Origin of the sequence: Actinomycetospora sp. NBRC 106378, from assembly GCF_030269685.1 — a bacterium.
In the GTDB taxonomy this organism is placed as follows: Bacteria; Actinomycetota; Actinomycetes; order Mycobacteriales; family Pseudonocardiaceae; genus Actinomycetospora.
The window spans coordinates 23,285-42,313 of sequence record NZ_BSTT01000022.1; the positions used below are offsets into that span (position 1 = coordinate 23,285).

A 19,029-nucleotide genomic window follows, 5' to 3' on the forward strand; every position below is an offset into this window, starting at 1 on the left:
GCCGTCGAGCCGGTGCGGCACCCTGGAGGGCCACGACCTCCCGCAACCTCCCACGACCTCCGAGGACGGCATGCACGACGCACGGACGTTGATCGAGCTCGGTGACGAGGCGGTGCGCCGCCTCGCACGGCGTGGCTACGCCCTGGACCTCGCGGGCCTCGAGGCGATGTCCGCACGGCGCAACTCCTCGATCGCGCGCACCGACGACCTCCGCGCCGAGTCGAAGCGCGTCGCGGCCGAGGTCGGGCGGGTCGCGCGGGAGAACAAGGGGCAGGGCGAGGAGGTCGAGAAGCTCAAGACCCGCGCCCGGGAGATCAAGGAGGAGATCCGGGCCGCCGAGGCCGAGACCGAGGCCGCCGAGGAGGCGCTGCGCGAGGTCCTGCTCGCGATCCCGAACCTCCCCGACGACGAGACACCCGACGGCGACTCGGACGCCGACGCCGTCGAGGTCCGCCGCTGGGGCACGCCCCCGGAGTTCGCGTTCGACGTCCGGGACCACGTCGACCTCGGTGAGGCCATGGGCATCCTCGACTTCGGTCGGGCGGCCAAGCTCTCCGGTGCGCGCTTCAGCGTCGCGAAGGGCCCCGGCGCGGTCCTCGAGCGCGCCCTCGCCACGTTCTTCCTGACGATGCACACCGCGCGCCACGGCTACACCGAGTTCTCGGTGCCCTACCTGGTCACGCGCGAGACGATGACCGGCACGGGTCAGCTGCCCAAGTTCGAGGAGGACCTGTTCCGGACCGGCACCGCCGACCGGAGCCTCTACCTCATCCCGACCGCCGAGGTCTCGCTGACGAACCTCCACGCCGACGAGATGCTCGACGCCGACGCGCTGCCGCTGGCCTACACCGCGCACACGCCGTGCTTCCGCTCCGAGGCCGGGAGCTACGGACGCGACACCCGCGGGCTGCTGCGGCTGCACCAGTTCTCGAAGGTCGAGATGGTGCGCTTCTGCCGCGCGGAGGAGTCGGGCACCGAGCTCGAGCTCATGGTGTCGCACGCGGAGAACTGCCTGCAGGCGCTCGGGCTCGCCTACCGCGTGGTGCGTCTCGCCGCGGGCGACATGGGCTTCGCCGCCCGGATGACCTACGACCTCGAGGTCTGGCTCCCGAGCCAGGGGACCTTCCGCGAGATCTCGTCCTGCTCGGACTGCGGCACCTTCCAGTCGCGCCGGGCCGCGATCCGCGCGAAGGACGCCCAGGGCGGTCGCGCCCAGGTGGCGACGCTGAACGGATCGGGGCTGCCGATCGGGCGCGCGCTCGCGGCCCTGCTCGAGCAGTACCAGGCCGAGGACGGCTCGGTCACGGTGCCGGAGGTGCTGCACCCGTACACCGGGTTCCGGCGGATCCTTCCCGACGGCGGTGTGGAGTAGCTACCGGGTAGCTACCGACTGGCTACCGGCGGACGGCGGCCAGCTGCGAGGCCTGGCCGACCATCCGGCCGGCGCCGTCCCACACGCGGCAGCTCTCGTGCATGCGGTCGCCCACGAGGTGGTCGAGCCACTGCGTGATGCGCAGCGGACCCGGCGCGGGCACCGCGTGCACGTGGGCGGTCAGCGACATCGTCGGCGACCAGCCGTAGACGCCGAGGTCGAAGCAGGCCGGCGGCAGGATGTCGAGCGCCACGAGCAGCCCGACCGGGGACCACGCCTCGCGGGTGTCGAGCTCCGCCCAGCCCGTGAGCCGCCCCTCGCCGGAGGGACGGCCGGACAGGAAGCCGGTGTACGCGGGGTCGAGGCGGGTGTCGACGACGCGCATGATCGGCAGCCCGCCGCGGCCGTCGTCGGTGGTCTCGGGCCGGCGCTCGCAGGCGTCGAAGGGCGCCACGGCGACCGGGTCGGGGGAGACGTCGTCCTCGTGCGGGTCGGGGTCCGGGGCGTCGCCGAGCACCATCGCGGCCTCGACGCAGGGTCGGTCGTCCTGCCGGAGCAGGGCGCGGACCTGGGTGGCGCCACGTCCGCGGCGCAGCACCGTGACCTCGATCTCGGCGGGCCCGGGGTCGGGCGCGCGCAGGAAGGTGCCGGTGACGGCCTGCGGGAACGCGTGGCCGCCCTCGCCCGCCTCCGGGGTGAGCTCGTCCACGGCCGCCTGCGCGAGGACCGCGAGGAGGTAGCCGCCGTGGAGCTTCGGGCCGATGCCCCACTGCTCGTCGAGCACGAGCGCGCGACGGCCCGCCTCCCCGGTGGGCGAGGAGGCGACCGCCTTGCCGAGGTCGAGCATCAGACCTGCGGGGGACGCGGGGCGTCGGGGTCGGGAGCGGTGTGCGTCGGCCCGGCGGGCGGGCTGGTCGGCGCGGGGTCGCCCGCGGCGGCACCGGGCCCCGAGGGCGTGAAGCCGTCCGGGCCCGCGGGCGGCGCGCTCGGGGGCGGCGGCGGGGTGGCCGTGCCACCCGGCGCCGGGTCGCCGGCGTTGCGGCCCGGCGCCTGCGGCTCGCCGGACGCCGGGGCACCCTGGCTCGCGACCCAGCCGACGCCCTCGTCGACCTTGGCCTGCGCCTTGCCGATCTGGTCGGAGTACTTGCCGCCGGTCTTCTCGTCGACCCACCGGGCGGCCTTGCCGAGCACGCCGGAGATGGTCTCCTGGTTCTCGGACACCTTCTGGCTCACGGTGTCGCGCAGGTCCGACGCCACCTGCTTGCCCTGACGGGCGAGGTCGTCGCGGTCCATGGGGTTCCCCACATCCATCGGTCGGTCGTCGGCTCCCGGTTGCCCTGACGACCCGGGCGTCGAGTCTAGCGAGGGAGACCACCCGGGACGCGCTGTCACGAAACGGTCACGCGCTGGTCATGACCGGGTCGCGAGGGGCCGGAGTGACGGGGTGCCGTGTCCGTCCGCGGAGGGACACGGCACCATGGGGCCCCGGGCGTCCGGCACCTCGGTGTGCCCGGACGCGGTGGCGGACCGGGATCCCCGGTCCGGACGGACGGTGACGGCGAGGAGGCGCGCGGGCGGTGAGTTCGACGGAGGCGGGACCCCCGTCCACCGTGGGTGCGGGCCGGTACACCCTCGGCGACCTCATCGGTCGCGGCGGCGCGGCGGAGGTCTACCGCGCCCGTGACGAGCTCCTCGGGCGTGACGTGGCCGTCAAGCTCTTCCCGGCCGGCGTCGGGGAGGCCGACGAGTCCCGCCGGCAGCGCGAGGTCCAGACGCTCGCCGGCATGAACCACCCCGGCCTCGTGACGATCTACGACGTCGGCGCCGAGGGCAGCCGGGCGTACTTCGTCATGCAGCTCATCGAGGGCGAGTCCCTCGCCGACCGGATCCGTTCCGGCCCGCTGCGGCCGGGCGACGTCGTCGCCCTGGGCGCCGCGCTCGGCGACGCGTTGACCTACGTGCACCGCCACGGCGTCGTGCACCGCGACATCAAGCCCGGCAACGTGCTGCTCGACACCGAGGGCCGCCCGCACCTGTCGGACTTCGGCATCGCCGTCCTCGCCGACGCCACGAACATCACCGCCACCGGCATGGTGATCGGCACCGCGTCGTACCTCTCGCCCGAGCAGGTCCGCGGTCAGCCGGTCGGTCCGGCCTCCGACGTCTACGCCCTCGGTCTGGTGCTCCTCGAGTGCATCACGGCGCGCCGCGAGTACCCCGGCAACGCCCTCGAGGCGGCCGTGGCCCGGCTGCACCGCCCGCCGGACGTGCCCACCGACCTCCCGCCCGCGCTCTACGGGCTGCTCGTGGCGATGACCCGCGACGAGCCGGCCGAGCGGCCGACGACGGAGCAGGTGGTCGGCGAGCTGCGGACCATCTCCCGCGAGGTCGGGATGGACGCGGAGACCGTGCTCGCGCCCGCGCCGACGACGGGTACGGGCGCCACCTACGCGATGGGCCCGCCCATGGCGCCGCCCGGGACCGGCGCGACCTACGCCATGAACCAGGGAGCCCCGCCCGGGTACGACCCGTACGGCGCCACCCAGCGCGTCGGCACCCCGCCCGGCGGCTACCCGCCCTACGGCTACCCCGGCACGGACGGGCGCACGGCGGTGGTGGGCCCCGGGACCATGACCGGCGGGCCCTACGCCCCCGAGGAGCGGCGGCGCTCGGGCCGGGGCCCGATCATCGCCGCGATCGTCGCGGTCCTGCTCGTCGCGGCCGGGGTCGGCGCCTACGCGCTGTTCGGCAACACCACGGCCGAGACGCCCGCGCCGGCGCCCACCTCCATCCCGGCCCCCGTCGAGACGACCACGACGACCACCACGGAGGAGGAGACGTCCACCCGCCGTCGGACCACCACCACGGTGCCCCCGACGACGACGGTCGTCCCGCCGCCGGTCACGACGACGGTCGCCCCGCCCCCGGTGACCACCACCGACGCACCGACCACGACGACGACCACGCCGGCCGCGGGCGGCGGCAACACCGGCGGTGGCGGGCTCTTCCCCGGCCAGAACGGCGGCTTCCGCAACGGCGGCCAGGGTCAGGGCGCCACCGGGGACTGACCGCACCCGCTCTGTACGTGGTCCGTGGGGCCGCCCTGCCGGGCGAGGGTGACGTGGGGCAGGTTCCGGGCGGCCCGGACGTGCGTGGTGTGCACCTCGCAGCGCGCGCCGCCGGTCCCGACGACCGGTCCGAGCCCGGAACCCGTCGTCGGGAAGGCCCTACTGGTGCAGGCGCCGGAAGAGGGGCGCCCGGCCGGCCGGCTGCTCGACGACCCCGGTCTGCGGCGCGGCCGGGATGTCGAGGGTGATCGGCTCGTCGATCGTGAGCGTCAGCTCCTCGTCGTGGTGGCGCAGGTCGAGGGGCTCGGAGGAGTTCGCGGCCATGCCGGCCGGCCCGGGCATCGTCGTCGGCTCCTCGAGGGTGTAGGTCGCCTGCCCGTGGCCGATCTCGACGTGCACCGACCGACCGCGCCAGAGCACCCGGAAGCGCAGGCCGGACACCGCGGAGGGCAGCCGGGGGGCGAAGGTCAGCGTGCCGTCGTGGGTCCGCATGCCGCCGAGGCCCTGGATGATCGCGGTCCAGCTGCTGGCCGTGGCGGCGAGGTGGATGCCGTCGCGGACGTTGTTCTCGAGGTCGGCGAGGTCCATCTGGACCGACTCGCCGAGGTAGTCGTAGGCCAGGTCGAGGTGACCGGTCTCGGCGGCCATGACCGCGAGGGTGCCCGGGGAGAGCGACGAGTCGCGGACGGTGATGCGCTCGTAGTAGGCGAAGTTCGCGGCCTTCTGGTCCGGGGTGAACGCGTCCGGGCACTGGACCATGGCGAGCACCAGGTCGGGCTGCTTGACGACCTGCTTGCGGTACAGGTCGAAGTACGGGTAGTTCAGCAGGAGCGGGTAGGCGTCGTCGGGGGTGTTCTCGAAGTCCCAGAAGGCGTGCGAGGTGAAGCCCTCGGCCTGCTGGTGCACCCCGAGCTTCTCGTCGTAGGGGATCACCATCGCGGACGCCGCGGACCGCCAGCTCGCGATCTCCTCGCTGTGCACCCCGAGCCGCTCGGCCTCGCGCGGGTGGCGGACGCAGACGTCGGCCGCGCCGCGCAGGTTCCGCTGCGCCATGAGGTTCGTGTAGACGTTGTTGTCCGCGATCGCGGAGTACTCGTCGGGCCCGGTGACGCCGTCGATGCGGAAGTTCGACGCCGAGTCGTGGTGCCCGAGCGAGCGCCAGAGCCGGGCGGTGGCGACGAGCAGGTCGACCCCCACCTCCCGCTCGAAGTCCTCGTCGGCGGTGGCCGAGACGTAGCGCAGCACGGCGTCGGCGATGTCGGCGTTCACGTGGAACGCGGCCGTGCCGGCGGGCCAGTAGCCCGAGCACTCCTCGCCGCGGATCGTGCGCCACGCGAATGCCGCGCCCTTCAGCCCGAGCGTGGCGGCGTGCGCTGTGGCGATGTCGAGCGTGGAGTGCCGCCACCGCAGCGCGTCGGCCGCGACCCGCGGGTTGGTGTGGACGAAGACCGGGAGGACGAAGGTCTCGCAGTCCCAGAAGCTGTGCCCGTCGTAGCCCTGACCGGTGAGCCCCTTCGCGCCGATCGCACGCTTCTCGGCGCGCGCCCCGGCCTGCAGGACGTGGAAGAGCGAGAAGCGGATCGCCTGCTGCAGGCGCGGGTCGCCGTCGATCTCGATGTCGGCGCGCGCCCAGAACGCGTCGAGGTACTCCCGCTGCGCCGCGACCAGACCGTCCCAGCCCGTGTAGAGGGACGCGTCCAGCGCGGCCTCGACCTGGTCGACGATCGCGGGCTGGGAACGGGTGCTCGACCAGCCGTAGGCGAGGTACTTGACGATCCGCAACGACTGACCCGGCTTGAGCCGGCAGATGACGGTGGTGCGCCCGACGTTCTTCGAGCAGGAGCTCTCGACCTTCGCGTCGTCCGGACCGAAGACCTGGTGCTCCATCGCCGCGCCCACCCGCAGCTCCGAGCGCTTGGTCTGGTGCGTCATGCGGGCGCCGTAGGTGGAGTGCGAGTTGTGCTCCGGCGCGAGCGGCTTGGTCAGCGCGGCGGCCACGCGGGGGTCGCCGGTGATCTCGGGCATCTGCTCGTTGGCGAACAGCTCGGACTGGATCACGAGCAGTGCGTCGCTGCCCGAGTCCTCCGGGATCGTCACCTCGTAGGAGATGGCCGCCACCGCGCGCTGGGAGAAGCTGACGAGCCGCTGCGAGGTGACGTCGACGCGCTGCCCGTTGGGCGAGGTCCACTCGACGTGGCGGGTGAGGATGCCGCTGCGCATGTCGAGGGTGCGCTGGTGGTCGTGCACCTGGCCGTACCGGACGTCGAGCGGCTCGTCGTCGACCAGCAGCCGGATCAGCTTGCCGTTCGGCACGTTGACCAGCGTCTGGTTCTCCTCCGGGAACCCGAACCCGCCCTCGGCGTGCGGCATCGGCCGCGACTCGAAGAAGGAGTTGAGGTACGTCCCGGGCATCCGGTGCGGCTCGCCCTCGTCGAGGTTGCCGCGCATCCCGACGTGCCCGTTGGCCAGCGCGAACAACGACTCCGTCTGGCCGAGGAGGTCCACGTCGAGCTCGGGCTCGTGCACGCACCAAGGGTCGACCGTGAACACGTTCGAGATCACGCGGGGACTGTAACCATTCCGAAGGGGCTTCAGACCAGGGCGTGTGAGCCAAGATGGCTCCCATGGCGGCCCTCGGCTCGGTCCACCGGGCACTCCGTGTGCTCGAGGTCGTCGCGGACGCGGGCGACGGGATCACCGCGAAGGCCGTCGCGCGGCGCCTGGAGTACAACCTCTCGACCACCTACCACCTGCTCACGAGCCTGGTGGAGGACGGCTACCTGGTGCGCCTCGAACCCGCCCGCGGGTTCGGGCTGGGCCCGAAGCTCCCCGCGCTGCACGACCGCCTCCGCTCCCAGCTCCCCATCCCGCCCGGCCTCGGCGCGACCCTCCGCGAGGCCCACGCCCTCGCGGGGGCCGCGGTGCTCTACGCCGCGTTCCGCGACGCCGACGTGGTCGTGGTCGACGTCGACGACTGCCCCGCGCACCCCGTCCCCACGATCTCGACCTGGCGCGGCGCGCTGCACGCGACCGCGGTGGGCAAGCTGCTCCTCGCCGACCTCTCGCCGGCGCGGCTGACCGAGGTCCTCGCCCGCGACGGCCAGCGCCGCCACGCGCACCGCACGATCCTCGACGTCGACGAGCTCGACTGGGAGCTCGACCAGGTCCGTCGTCGGGACCTCGCGCTGGACCGCAGCGAGTTCCACGAGCGGCTCGCGTGCATGGCGGCCCCGGTTCGACGTCCCCTTCCCGACGGCAGGCGGGGCGAGCTGGTCGGGGCGGTCTCGGTCGCGGTGCCGGTGGTGCCGGCCGGCGGTCCCGGCAGCATCTTCGACCGTCGCGTGCGCATGGAGCGGGCGGTGCGGGGCGCGGCGGCCCGGGCCGCATCGGCGTTCGAGGACGAGATTTCCGTCAGGTGGGACGGGGGCTGATCACACCGGGTCCGATGCGGTGAGCTGTGCGCATGTCCGCACGCACCGCCGCTCCGTTCCGCGCCGACCACGTCGGCAGCCTCCTGCGACCGCCGGCTCTGCTCGAGGCCCGTGGCGCGCACGCCGAGGGACGGCTCGACGACGAGGGGCTGCGCGCCGCCGAGGACGAGGCGATCCGCGACGTCGTGGCGATGCAGGAGTCCGTCGGCCTGCAGGCGGCGACCGACGGCGAGTTCCGCCGCTCGTCGTGGCACATGGACTTCCTCTACCAGCTCGACGGTGTGTCCTCGTCGAAGGACTCCTCGGTGGAGGTGGCCTTCCGCAACGCCTCCGGGGACCTCACCTTCGCGGCGATGTCGCTGGTGATCGACCGCCGCATCGGGCTGTCGACCACGATCTTCGGCGACGCGTTCTCGATGCTGGCCTCGACCGTGACCAGCGCCGTGCCGAAGCTGACCATCCCCTCGCCCTCGATGCTGCACTACCGTCTCGGCGGCGCCCCGGTGCACGAGGGCTCGCCCTACTCCGACCCGGACGAGTTCTGGGCCGACCTCGCCGCCGCCTACCGCGACGAGGTCGCCCGGCTCTACGAAGCCGGTGTGCGCTACCTGCAGCTCGACGACACCTCGCTGGCCTACCTGAACGACCCGGCCCAGCGCGAGTCGATGGCCGCCCGCGGCGAGGACGCCGACCACATGCACGAGCGCTACGTCGACACCATCAACCTCGCGCTGCGCGACCGCCCCTCGGACCTGCGGGTCACCACCCACATGTGCCGCGGCAACTACCGCTCCAGCTGGGCGGCCGAGGGCGGCTACGACCACGTCGCCGAGAAGGTCTTCGGCGGCCTCGAGATCGACGGGTTCTTCTGCGAGTACGACGACGCCCGCTCCGGCGACTTCTCCCCGCTGCGCTACCTGCCCCGGGGCGACCAGCAGATCGTCCTCGGCCTCGTGACCACGAAGTCCGGCGAGCTGGAGGAGCCCGACACCCTCAAGCGCCGCATCGAGGAGGCCACCAAGTACGTCCCCCTCGAGCAGCTCTGCCTCTCCCCGCAGTGCGGCTTCTCCTCGACCGTGGAGGGCAACGCGCTCTCCTACGAGCAGGAGGTGGCCAAGCTCGAGCTGGTCGTCTCGGTCGCGCAGGACGTCTGGGGCTGACCGGTCTCCCTTTCGAGCGAACGGCACTTTCGCAGCATCTACGTGCGCGAGAGTGCCGTTCGTTCATGACGGCGGGTGCGCATCCGGCCGTACGGTCTGCTCCGGGTCCATCCACAGCAGGCTGTCCGTCCACAGCCCGGACAGCGCGGTTACCTCTCCGAGCGCTCCCGGCGCGACCGTGACCGCATGCCACGCCGCAGCCGGGCCGACCCGTCCGACCTCTCCGCCCTCGCTCCGCTCGCCGTCGCCCGGGTCGCCGACCTGGTCGCCCTCGGTGTCCCGTCGGCCACCGTCGCCCAGCGGGTCCGGTCCGGGCGTAGGCGTCGCCCGTTCCCGGGCGTGATCCTGATGCAGAGCGGTCCGCCCACGCAGGAACAGCAGGTCCTCGCGGCGATGCTCTACGCCGGGAAGGACAGCGTGTTGTCCGGCATCGAGGCGGCCCGCCGCCACGATCTGCGTCGCCTTCCCGACGACGGGTCGATCCACCTGCTCGTGCCGGAGGACCGGCGCCGTCGGTTCGGCAACGGTGTCCTGATCGAACGCACGCAGCATCGTCCGCCGACCGTCCTGCGCGGCGGGCTCCTGGTCGCGTCGGTCGAACGGGCCGTCCTCGACACCGCCCGTCACTGCTCGGACCGCGACCGGGTGCGTGCGATGCTCGCGGAGACGGTCCAACGCCGTCGGACGACGGTCGAGCGGTTGCAGGCCGAGCTCGACGCGGGCAACCAGCGCGGATCGGGGCTGGTCCGGGACGTGCTCGAGGAGATCGCCGACGGCATCCGCTCGGCAGCGGAGGGGTGGGGTCGGGACCTGCACGCGCGGAGCGGACTCCCACCGATGCTGTGGAACCCGACGCTCCGGTGGTCGGACGGGCGCTTCCTCGCGCGGCCCGACGGCTACCTCATCGAGGTCGGCCTGGCCTGGGAGCAGGACTCGCTGGAGTTCCACCCGGTCGAGGAGGACGACACCGCACGCCGCCGTGCTCGGATGGTCAGCGCGGGCGTGGTGGTGGCGCACCACCGCCCCCGCCGGCTCCGGACCGAACCCGCGCTCGTGCTGGAGGAACTCTGGTCACACTTCCGGCTGGCGGCCGCACGCCCGACGCCGAATCTGATCGTCGTGCCGATGGAGCAGGGTGTGCGACCGGATGCGCGTCCCATGACGAACGAACGGCACCCTCGCAGCGTCTCTGTGCGCGAGAGTGCCGTTCGTTCGGAGAGGGGTGGTCAGACCCCGTAGCGCGCCGCGAGCTGACCGCGGCAGATGCTGGTGTTCGCGTCCACGCCGACCTGGTAGCTGCGTGCCTTGCGCAGGTGCAGCGGCAGGGCGTCCACGCCGACGGTGCGACCGGTCGGGTCCACCACCAGCGGGTCGGTGTCGTCGGACGGGATCCCCAGTTCCCGACGACGGGCGCGGAGACGACGGAGGTCGTCGGTCGACGGGGTCTCGCCGAGCGTCATCGCCGCGACCTGCTCCGGCGTCGCGCCCTCCCGCATCAGTGGGCGGACGACGAGGTCGGTGCCGGCCATGAGGGCCCGCTCGGTGAAGGTGCGGCGCAGCTCGTCGAGTTCCGCCACGGCCTCGCCGACCTCGGTGCCCGCCATGGAGGAGACGAAGCCCGCCCGGGCGGCCACGCCCTGGTTGATCGCGTCGGAGGCGAAGTGGTCGATGAGGACCACGTCGGCCCGCGACACCCCGGCGGCGGCCGAGACCACGTCGTGGGCGTCCGCCACCATGAGGAAGGCGAAGTTCGGGGCACAGAAGTAGGTGGGCAGGCGCAGCTCCACGTGCGCGACACCGTCGTCCGAGACGTCGACCGCGGCGACGAAGTCCAACGAGACCACGTCGGTGTCGAGCTCGGGGTCGCGCACCGCGCGCAGCGCCTCCCACACCCGGGCCGTCGTCCCCGTGGCGGCCGCGGCGGCGTCCGCGTTGGAGCCGAGGACCCGGGTGTCGGAGAGCACCGTCATGCCTGGGCCACCTCCCGGTTGACCAGCTCCGCGTCGTCCTGCGCGGCCGGCGAGCCGTCCTTCAGCTGCAGCTCCTCGGGCACCGGGATGTCGTAGAGCCGCGCGGCGTTGAGGCCGAGGATCTTCTTCTTGCCCTCGACGCCCAGGCGCGGGTAGTCGTCGTAGTCGTGGCCCTCGGGGTAGTCCCAGTCCACGAGGCCCTCGACCTGCCACTTGGGCTCCCAGATGGCGTAGTCGGAGCCGAAGGTCATCTTGTCCTCGCCGACCCAGAACAGCAGCTCGCCCATCACCTTGGCGAAGAAGCGCGGGCGGGCGTGCATGAGGCCGCCGAGCACGACCGAGAGGCCGGCGTAGACGTTGGGCTCCTGCGTCGCCATGAAGCAGAAGTCCTCGATCCGGGGCAGACCGACGTGCTCGACGATGAAGTTGAGGCCCTGGAACGTGGTGGCGGCCTTGTCGACGTCGGAGACGTCGAAGGCGTCCTTGTCCAGCGGCCAGATCGTCGGGCCCTTGTGGATGTGGATGTTCCGGATGCCGAGCTCCTGCGCCCGCTCCAGGAACTTGTAGCACTCGGGGTCGGAGAGCTTGAAGCCGCGCGAGTCGCCGTTCCACTCCGCGGTGTAGAGCTTCGCGCCGAGCGGCTTCCACTCCTCGACGTTGCGCTCGAACTCGCGCATCCCGGCCTCGCCGTCACGCGGGTCGAAGCGCGTGTTCAGGCGGAACTTGTCGGGGTGGCTGCGCAGCAGCTGGCCGTTGCGCTCGGTGGTGTTGAAGCCCTCGGTGTACCACTCCTTGAGGTACGTCGGCTGCGCGATCGCGACGTCGACGTGGCCGTCCTCGAAGAGGTCCTTCATGAGGTCGGCCTCGGAGTACTTCTGGAAGTGCTCGATCGACCAGTGGGTCTCGGCCGGGCCGAGCGACTGGTAGGCGTGGAAGCACTCGATCCAGCCCTTGGCGTACTGCTCCGCGCCGGGCACCCAGTTCTCCGGCGACGCGTCCCAGTAGTGCATGTGGGAGTCGACGACGAAGTACTTCTCGCCATCCTTCTCGTACATGGGAATTCCTCCTCGTGGCGTGGCCGAGGGCCACGCCGTGGTGGTGGTGGAGAGAGCGAAGAGATCTAGGGCACGAGGATCGCCCGGCCGCGGACCCGGCCGGCGTCGAGGTCGTGCAGGGCGTCGAGCGCCTGGTCGAGGCGGTACTGCACGGTGTGCAGGGTGACCTTCCCGGCCTGCGCGAGGACCATCAGTTCCGCGAGGTCGTTGTAGGTCCCGACGATGTTGCCGATGACGTTCTTCTCGCCGGCGACGAAGTCGAGGGTGGGGGCGGTGAACTGGCCGCCGTAGCCGAGGACGAAGCAGTAGCCGGCGGGGCCGGTCATGGCCCAGGCGTCGAGTTCGGCGCCCTGCTCGGCGACGAAGTCGAACACGACGGTGGCGCCGCCGCCGGTGAGGTCCTGGACCGCCTGCACGTGGTTGCCGTCGGCCACGACGGTCTCGTCCGCGCCGATGGTCTTCGCGAGCTCGAGGGCGGCCGGGTTCTTGTCGACGACGATGATCTTCGTGGCGGTGAGGGCCGCGAGGGACTGGATGCCGATGTGGCCGAGTCCGCCCGCGCCCTGCACCACGGCGGTCGTGCCCGGGTAGAGGTAGGGCACCGCCTTGCGCACGGCGTGGTAGGCGGTGATGCCGGCGTCGGCCAGGGCCGCGACGTCCGCCGGGTTGGTCGACGGGTCGAGCTTCACGCAGGCCCGGGCGGTGGTGCGCAGGTACTCGGCCATCCCGCCGTCGTTGTTCGACAGCCCCGGGAAGAAGGCGTCGCCCGTGCACTGCATGTCGCGACCGGCCCGGCAGGCGAGGCACAGCCCGCACGAGGGCTGCGGGTGCAGGATCACGGTGTCGCCCACGGCCACGTTCGTCACCGCGTCGCCCACCTCGGCGACCCAGCCCGCGTTCTCGTGCCCGATGACGTAGGGCAGTTCCGGGTTCTGGATGTCCTTCCAGTCCCCGTTGACGATGTGGAGGTCCGTGCGGCAGACGCCGGCGCCGCCGATCTTGACGATGACGTCGAGCGGGCCCTGGAGCTTGGGCTCGGCGATGTCGTCGAGAGTCGGGTCCTGCTGGTACTGGTGCACCCGCACGGCCTTCACGGCAGAGTCCTCCAAGCAACGGTGGTGGGAGGCGCGCCCGGCGTCGAAACCCACACCCGGTGTGGGCTCCGTCGCTCCTCGCGCAGCGGTGTCCATCACACGATGCGTTTCGGTTGTGTGCAAGCCCGGGGATTCCACCGACAGCAAAAACAGACGAATCGGACAGGTGTGGATGGGTCGTGGCGCCGCCGGGTAGGCCGTCGCCATGCGCGTCGTGATCGCCGGAGGCCACGGGAAGATCGCCCTGCTGCTCGCCGAGCAGCTCACCGAGCGGGGTGACACGCCGGTCGCCCTGATCCGCAATCCCGACCACGCCGACGAGGTCCGGGCCGCCGGGGCGGAGCCGGTGCAGGTCGACCTCGAGTCCGCCACGCCCGACGACCTCGCGAAGGAGCTCACGGGCGCCGACGCGGTGGTCTTCGCCGCCGGGGCGGGCCCGGACAGCGGTGCCGAGCGCAAGCGGTCGGTCGACCGGGACGCGGCCCTGCTGCTCGCCGATGCCGCGGCGCGGGCGGGGGTGCGGCGCTACCTGCAGGTCTCCGCGATGGGGGCCGCGAACCCGCCGTCGGAGTCCGAGGACGACTCGGTCTGGGGCGTCTACCTGCGCGCCAAGTCCGAGGCGGAGCAGGGCGTCCGCGATCGGTCCGACCTCGACGCGACCATCCTGCGGCCGGGCATCCTCACCGACGAGCCGGCGACCGGACGGGTGCGGCTGGCCGAGGAGCCCGTGGGCCACGAGGAGGTCACCCGCGCCGACGTGGCGGCCACGCTCATCGCCCTGCTCGACGCACCGGCGACGATCGGCCGCACGCTCGAGCTCGTCAACGGCACGGAGCCGCTCGGCACCGCCGTCGACGACCTCGGCGGCCGGACCGGACCGTCGGTCCACGGCGACGGTCGCTAGCCCGCCGCGATCAGCCCCTGCGCGGACAGCCACCGCCGCGCCACGTCCCGGGGGTCGCGGCCGTCGACCTCGACCTCCCGGGTCATCGCCCGCATCGCGGGGCCGTCCAGTCGGGTCGTGACGTCACCGAGGGCGTCGGCGAGCGCCGGGTGGGCGGCGAGCACGCCCGCCCGCAGCACCGGGGCGTAGCCGCGAGACCCGGGGGGCCCGTCGTCGAGAACCCGTCGGTCGTCGTCGCGGACGGCCAGGCCGAGGGCCGGGATACGGCCCGAGGAACCGGGGACCAGCCCGGCGGGGCACCGGCCGGTGGCGACGTCCGCGAGCACGGCGTTCACGTCCGGCACGACGACGGGTGGGGCCAGGCGGTAGGCGTCGATGAGCGCGGCCGCGCCGTTCCCCGGCGCCACGCAGAGAGCCCCGCCGAGCGCGGAGATCGGCCCGGGCGTGCGCGCGACGACGACGTCGGTGTCGGTGAACGCCGTCGGCGGCAGCCAGACGATCCCCCGCGCGGCGTCGGCGGCCCGGATCGTCGCGAGGTCGGGCGCGGGGTCGGCCGGGACGCCGTCGGGGTCCGGGATGCCGTCCGGGCCGAGCGTGCGCAGTGACGCCCAGCCCGTGTCGACGTCGGTGCGCTCGGCCGGGGCGTGCACGTCGACGCCGCCGTCCTTGCCGCACTCGTCGGTCGCCTCGCCGGACGCGGCCTGCACGGCGGCGATGGTGATCTGGCAGAGGAGCCGCAGCTCGGTGGTGGGTCCCCCACCGACGACGTAGCTCCCGCCCCGCAGGTCGTGGCGGGCGAGCAGCCCGCCGCTCGCGTCGGGGGAGCGCAGCGCGGCGTTGCCGCACCCCGCCGTCAGGAACGCGAGGAGCGCGAGGACGACGAGGACTCGCACCCGGGCAGCATCCCAGGCGCGCCCGCTCAGCCGATCAGCCCCTGCTCGCGCAGGAAGGTGCGGGCCACGTCGTCGGGCGAGCGGCGGCCGACGGAGACGCGGGCGTTGAGCTCGCGCATCACCTGGTCGGTGAGCATCGGGGCGAGCCGTTCGCCGATCAACGCCAGGCGCGGGGCGCGCGTGAGGACGTCGGACCGGACCGTCAGCGCGGCCTGGTAGGGCAGGAAGTAGCCGCGGTCGTCGTCGAGGGTGTTGATGCGCAGGGCGTTCAGGCGGCCGTCGGTGGCGAAGACCTCCCCGAACACGCACGGCCGGCTCGCGGCGAGGGCGGGATAGATGTCGTCGACGTCGAGGGTGTCCAGCGCGCCGTCGGGGAACTGGAAGTCGTAGGCGCGCAGCAGCCCGACCAGGCCGTCCTCCCGGCCGGTGAACTCCTGGTCGATGCACAGCGTCGCGTCGGGCGAGCCGCCGCGGACCAGGCGCGCGAGGTCGGAGATCGACCGGACCCCGAGCCGGTCGGCGTTCGCCGCCGTCACGCCGATCGCGTAGGTGTTGTCGAACGGTGCCGGGCGCAGCCAGCGCACGCCGTTGGCGGCGTCGGCGACCTGGACCGCCTCGTAGAGCTCCTGCGGATCGGTGAGCTGGGCCTCCTGGCGCAGGTAGGTCCGCCACGCGGTGCCGGTGTACTCCCAGTACATGTCGATCGAGCCGGCCGTGAGTGCCGACCGGACGTTCTCCGAGCCCTTGGTGTCGCACCGTTCGACGACCGACGCGCCCGCGGACTGGAGCAGGGCGATCGTCATGCGGCACAACAGCAGTTGCTCGTCGAACTCCTTGGAGCCGACCACGAAGGTCTGCCCGGTGAGGTCGACGTCCCGGGCGAAGCTGCCGGGCGGGGTGGCCCGCGGCGCGTCGCCGCCGCAGCCCGACAGGACGGTGGCGGCGAGGAGCGCGACCACCGCGGCCAGCAGGCGTCGACGCATCGGCTCGGTCCTCAGGCTCTCTCGACGACGGGTTCTCGACGGCGGGTGGGCGGACGACGACGGCGGGGAGGCCCGGGGTGACCGGACCTCCCCGCCGTCGTGGCGAGCGGACTACGACTGGCCGATGAGGCCCTGCTGCTGCAGCCACTGGCGAGCCACCTGCGTGGGGTCCTGCCCCTGCGAGGAGATCTGGCCGTTGAGGCTCAGCATGGTGTTGTAGTCGAGGCGCTTCGCGATCTCGTTCGAGACCTGCACGACCCCCGGCGCCCGCGCCACCACGTCACCGCGGATGGTGTTGGACGCGTTGTAGATCGGGAAGAAGTTCTTGTCGTCGGGCAGCGCGACCAGGTTCAGACCCGGGATGCGGCCGTCGGTGGTGAACACCTCGCCGAACTTGCAGGGGTTGCCGTTGGCGGTCGCCTGGTAGACGACGCCGGTGTCGAGCGTGGTGACGGCCGGCGGCGAGTTGTACGGCTTGGTGACGCCGTAGCTGCGCAGCAGGTTGGGGAGGCCGTCGTCACGGCCGGCGAACTCGGGCTCCACGCAGAGCGTGGCGTTCGGGTTGTTCGAGTTGATGAAGTTGGCCCAGTCGCTGGTCGTGCGGATGTTGTTCTGGTCCGCGAAGGCCTTTGTGGTGGCGATCGCGTACGTGTTGTTGAACGGCGTCGGCTCCGTCCAGATGATGTTGTTCTGCTGCTTGTCGAGGTTGGCCGTCGCCTCGTACTGCTGGCGCGAGTCCTTGATGACCTGCGTCTGCTTGAGGTCGGTGATCCAGCCCGTACCGGTGTAGGACCAGTACATGTCGATCTGACCGCTGGTCAGCGCGGCGCGGGTGGCCGCGGAGCCCTGGATGCCACAGCGGTTGTTGACCGTGGCCCCGACCGACTGCAGCGCGAGGACCTGCGCCTGGCACAGGAACAGCTGCTCGTCGAAGTCCTTGCCGCCCACCGTGAGGGTCTGACCGGACAGGTTGATGCCGCTCTGGGAGAGGCTGCCGCCGGTGGCGGCCGGAGCGCCGCTGCCCGACAGCCCGCCGCAACCCGCGGCGAGCAGGGCGGTGGCGGCCAGGGTCACGGCGCCGGCCTTCCACCCACTCAGGCGGCTCGTGCCGCCCCGAAGCTTCCACTGCACTGGACGTGTCTCCTTCACTCGATGACTGATCGTTTCCTGCGACGGACGTCCCGGACGACTCCCTCGACCTCGCCCGGGACCGTGCTGACCGGTCGTTATCCCGACCGGGCGACGATGGCTCGCTCGGCGACGCCCGCGAGCCAGTCGATGAGGAGGGCGAGCGCGGCGATGATCGCGCCACTGACGAACAGCAGGTTGATGCGGTTGAGCCGCAGGGCCTGCTGGACGAGTTCGCCCAGACCGCCGGCACCGATGTAGGTGGCCAGGGTGGCCGTGCCGACGTTGAGGACGAGAGCCACCCGGAGACCGGCCACGATGACCGGCACGGCGAGGGGGATCTCGACGCGGAAGAGGGTCTGGCGGGCGGACATCCCCATGCCGCGGGCCGCCTCGATGAGCGCCTGGTCGACCTGCTGGAGGCCGACCACGGTGTTCCGCAGCACGGGGAGGAGCGCCGCGAGCGTCAGACCGATGACCGCGCTGCGGACGCCGAACTCCCAGAAGCCGAGCAGGAGCAGCACGCCGAACGGCGGCAGCGCCTGGGCGAAGCCACCGAGCGCGAGCACCGCACCCTGGATCCTCCGCGCGCCCGGACGGCTCAGCACGATGCCGAGCGGCACCGCGATGACCAGGACCAGGACGGTCGAGTAGGCGGTCAGCAGCAGGTGCTGCCCGAGCTGGCCGAAGACGTTCGCCGGTTCCAGGGCCCGTTCCTCGATCGTGTCGAGGCTCTGGTTGCCGACGTAGACGACCATCACGACGAGGATGAGGACGACGATGATCGGCGCGACCAGGAGGTCGTAGTTCGCCCGGATGACGCCGAGGAGCCCGCCCGAGCTCTCCTTGACGCGCTGCTGGGCCGGGGTGGGGACGCCCGGCTGCAGGTCGACGGCCGTCATGCGCCACGCTCGCGCGTCTTGAGGCCCGCGACGAGGTCGTTCCAGTGCAGGACGCCCTTGGGCAGGCCCTCCTCGTCGACGACCGCGACGAGCGACGCCGAGCCGTCGAGCATGACGTCGACCGCGTCGTAGACCGTCCCCGAGAGCGGGACCGTGACGAGGGTCGTGCCGGCGGCGTCGCGGTCGGGCAGGTGGCGCCAGGCCACCGGACGCCCGGAGCCGTCGACCTCGGCGACCGGGGTGCCGTTGCGGTTCCCGACGGCCTTCTCCTCGGTCTCGATCGGGTGCAGCTCGAGGCGGGAGAGCTCGAGCAGGGACAGGCGCCGGACCGCCGCGCCGCCGCCGACGAAGTCGGACACGAAGTCGTCCGCCGGGTGGGTCAGCACCGTGTCGGGGTCGTCGTACTGCGCGAGCCGGCCACCCGTGCCGAACACCGCGATGCGGTCGCCGAGCTTGACCGCCTCCTGCAGGTCGTGGGTGACGAAGCAGATGGTCTTGCGGACGGTGCGCTGGATCTCGAGGAACTCGTCCTGCAGCCGGTCGCGGGTGATCGGGTCGATCGCGCCGAACGGCTCGTCCATGAGCATGACGGGCGGGTCGGCGGCGAGGGCCCGGGCGACCCCGACGCGCTGCTGCTGGCCACCGGAGAGCTGGCGCGGGTACCGGTCGCGGTAGGTCGAGGGCTCCAGGCCCACCAGGTGCAGGAGCTCGTCGGCCCGCTCCCGGATCTTGTTCTTGTCCCAGCCGAGCATCTTCGGGACGACGCCGATGTTGTCGGCGATCGAGAAGTGCGGGAAGAGCCCGCCCTGCTGGATGACGTAGCCGATCTTGCGGCGCAGCTGGTCGCCGTTGACGTCGGTGACGTCGTCGCCGTCCAGGATGATCCGGCCCGAGGTGGGCTCGATGAGCCGGTTCATCATCTTGAGCGTCGTCGTCTTGCCACAGCCCGAGGGGCCGATGAGCATGACGATCTCGCCGCGCGGGATGTTCATGTCCAGCCGTTCGACGGCCGGGGACGTGGAGCCGGGATAGACCTTCTCGACGGCTTCCAGGACGATCATGTTCTCGG

The 19,029-nt window shown here is 72.5% G+C and carries 17 protein-coding genes; 6 read left to right on the top strand and 11 right to left on the bottom strand.

Going from position 1 to position 19,029, the window contains the following annotated elements; translation table 11 throughout:
- Positions 1–70 precede the first annotated feature (70 nt).
- Complete coding sequence (gene serS / locus QSK00_RS28850) at positions 71–1,372, top strand: serine--tRNA ligase (RefSeq protein WP_285596664.1); 1,302 nt, start codon at positions 71–73, stop codon at positions 1,370–1,372.
- A 22-nt stretch (positions 1,373–1,394) separates the two neighbouring features.
- Here the strand turns inward: serS and QSK00_RS28855 are convergent, their stop codons facing one another.
- A complete protein-coding gene (locus QSK00_RS28855; RefSeq protein WP_285596666.1) occupies positions 1,395–2,219 on the bottom strand; it encodes a thioesterase family protein in 825 nt (274 codons plus the stop codon).
- A complete protein-coding gene (locus tag QSK00_RS28860; protein ID WP_285596668.1) occupies positions 2,219–2,665 on the bottom strand; it encodes an antitoxin in 447 nt (148 codons plus the stop codon). The genes QSK00_RS28855 and QSK00_RS28860 overlap by 1 nt, the downstream gene beginning before the upstream one ends.
- Before the next feature lie 284 nt (positions 2,666–2,949).
- On the opposite strand from QSK00_RS28860, the gene QSK00_RS28865 reads away from it, so the two are divergent.
- A complete protein-coding gene (locus tag QSK00_RS28865; protein ID WP_285596670.1) occupies positions 2,950–4,440 on the top strand; it encodes a serine/threonine-protein kinase in 1,491 nt (496 codons plus the stop codon).
- 159 nt (positions 4,441–4,599) lie between these two features.
- Here QSK00_RS28865 and QSK00_RS28870 read toward each other — a convergent pair whose 3' ends face one another.
- Positions 4,600–7,002, bottom strand: a complete 2,403-nt coding sequence (locus QSK00_RS28870; protein ID WP_285596672.1) for a glycoside hydrolase family 65 protein — start codon at positions 7,000–7,002, stop codon at positions 4,600–4,602.
- A gap of 62 nt (positions 7,003–7,064) precedes the next feature.
- Here QSK00_RS28870 and QSK00_RS28875 point away from each other — a divergent pair, with 62 nt between their 5' ends.
- The 3 genes from QSK00_RS28875 (at position 7,065) to QSK00_RS28885 (ending at position 10,270) form a co-directional block, all read left to right on the top strand.
- Positions 7,065–7,871 carry an IclR family transcriptional regulator gene (locus QSK00_RS28875; RefSeq protein WP_285596674.1) on the top strand — a complete coding sequence of 269 codons (807 nt, stop codon included), beginning with the start codon at positions 7,065–7,067 and terminating at the stop codon, positions 7,869–7,871.
- Positions 7,872–7,903: 32 nt separating this feature from the next.
- Entirely contained in the window at positions 7,904–9,031 is a 1,128-nt protein-coding gene (locus tag QSK00_RS28880; protein WP_285596676.1) for a 5-methyltetrahydropteroyltriglutamate--homocysteine S-methyltransferase, read from the top strand.
- Positions 9,032–9,217: 186 nt separating this feature from the next.
- Entirely contained in the window at positions 9,218–10,270 is a 1,053-nt protein-coding gene (locus QSK00_RS28885; RefSeq protein WP_285596678.1) for a hypothetical protein, read from the top strand.
- On the opposite strand, the gene QSK00_RS28890 is transcribed toward QSK00_RS28885, so the two are convergent.
- The 3 genes from QSK00_RS28890 to QSK00_RS28900 all read right to left on the bottom strand — a co-directional run bounded on the left by QSK00_RS28890 (position 10,258) and on the right by QSK00_RS28900 (position 13,150).
- Complete coding sequence (locus QSK00_RS28890; RefSeq protein WP_285596680.1) at positions 10,258–11,001, bottom strand: metal-sulfur cluster assembly factor; 744 nt, start codon at positions 10,999–11,001, stop codon at positions 10,258–10,260. The genes QSK00_RS28885 and QSK00_RS28890 overlap by 13 nt on opposite strands.
- Positions 10,998–12,056: an amidohydrolase family protein gene (locus QSK00_RS28895; protein ID WP_285596682.1), complete on the bottom strand. Its 1,059-nt coding sequence runs from the start codon at positions 12,054–12,056 to the stop codon at positions 10,998–11,000. The genes QSK00_RS28890 and QSK00_RS28895 overlap by 4 nt, the downstream gene beginning before the upstream one ends.
- Positions 12,057–12,121: 65 nt before the next feature.
- A complete protein-coding gene (locus QSK00_RS28900; protein WP_285596685.1) occupies positions 12,122–13,150 on the bottom strand; it encodes an NAD(P)-dependent alcohol dehydrogenase in 1,029 nt (342 codons plus the stop codon).
- Positions 13,151–13,355: 205 nt separating this feature from the next.
- Here QSK00_RS28900 and QSK00_RS28905 point away from each other — a divergent pair, with 205 nt between their 5' ends.
- Complete coding sequence (locus QSK00_RS28905; protein WP_285596687.1) at positions 13,356–14,054, top strand: SDR family oxidoreductase; 699 nt, start codon at positions 13,356–13,358, stop codon at positions 14,052–14,054.
- Here QSK00_RS28905 and QSK00_RS28910 read toward each other — a convergent pair.
- The 5 genes from QSK00_RS28910 to QSK00_RS28930 form a co-directional block, all read right to left on the bottom strand.
- Positions 14,051–14,947, bottom strand: coding sequence for a glycine betaine ABC transporter substrate-binding protein (locus QSK00_RS28910; RefSeq protein ID WP_285596688.1), 897 nt, complete (start codon positions 14,945–14,947; stop codon positions 14,051–14,053). The two genes, QSK00_RS28905 and QSK00_RS28910, sit on opposite strands and share 4 nt — an antisense overlap.
- Before the next feature lie 26 nt (positions 14,948–14,973).
- The gene (locus tag QSK00_RS28915; protein WP_285596690.1) at positions 14,974–15,930 is read right to left on the bottom strand and encodes a glycine betaine ABC transporter substrate-binding protein; all 957 of its coding nucleotides are present in this window, start codon (positions 15,928–15,930) and stop codon (positions 14,974–14,976) included.
- Between the two features lie 111 nt (positions 15,931–16,041).
- On the bottom strand, positions 16,042–17,061 hold the full coding sequence (locus tag QSK00_RS28920; RefSeq protein WP_285596692.1) for a glycine betaine ABC transporter substrate-binding protein: 1,020 nt from the start codon (positions 17,059–17,061) through the stop codon (positions 16,042–16,044).
- 95 nt (positions 17,062–17,156) lie between these two features.
- Positions 17,157–17,960: an ABC transporter permease gene (locus tag QSK00_RS28925; RefSeq protein ID WP_285596694.1), complete on the bottom strand. Its 804-nt coding sequence runs from the start codon at positions 17,958–17,960 to the stop codon at positions 17,157–17,159.
- On the bottom strand, positions 17,957–19,021 hold the full coding sequence (locus QSK00_RS28930) for an ABC transporter ATP-binding protein (RefSeq protein WP_285596812.1): 1,065 nt from the start codon (positions 19,019–19,021) through the stop codon (positions 17,957–17,959). Before QSK00_RS28930 ends, QSK00_RS28925 begins: the two co-directional genes overlap by 4 nt.
- Positions 19,022–19,029 lie beyond the last annotated feature (8 nt).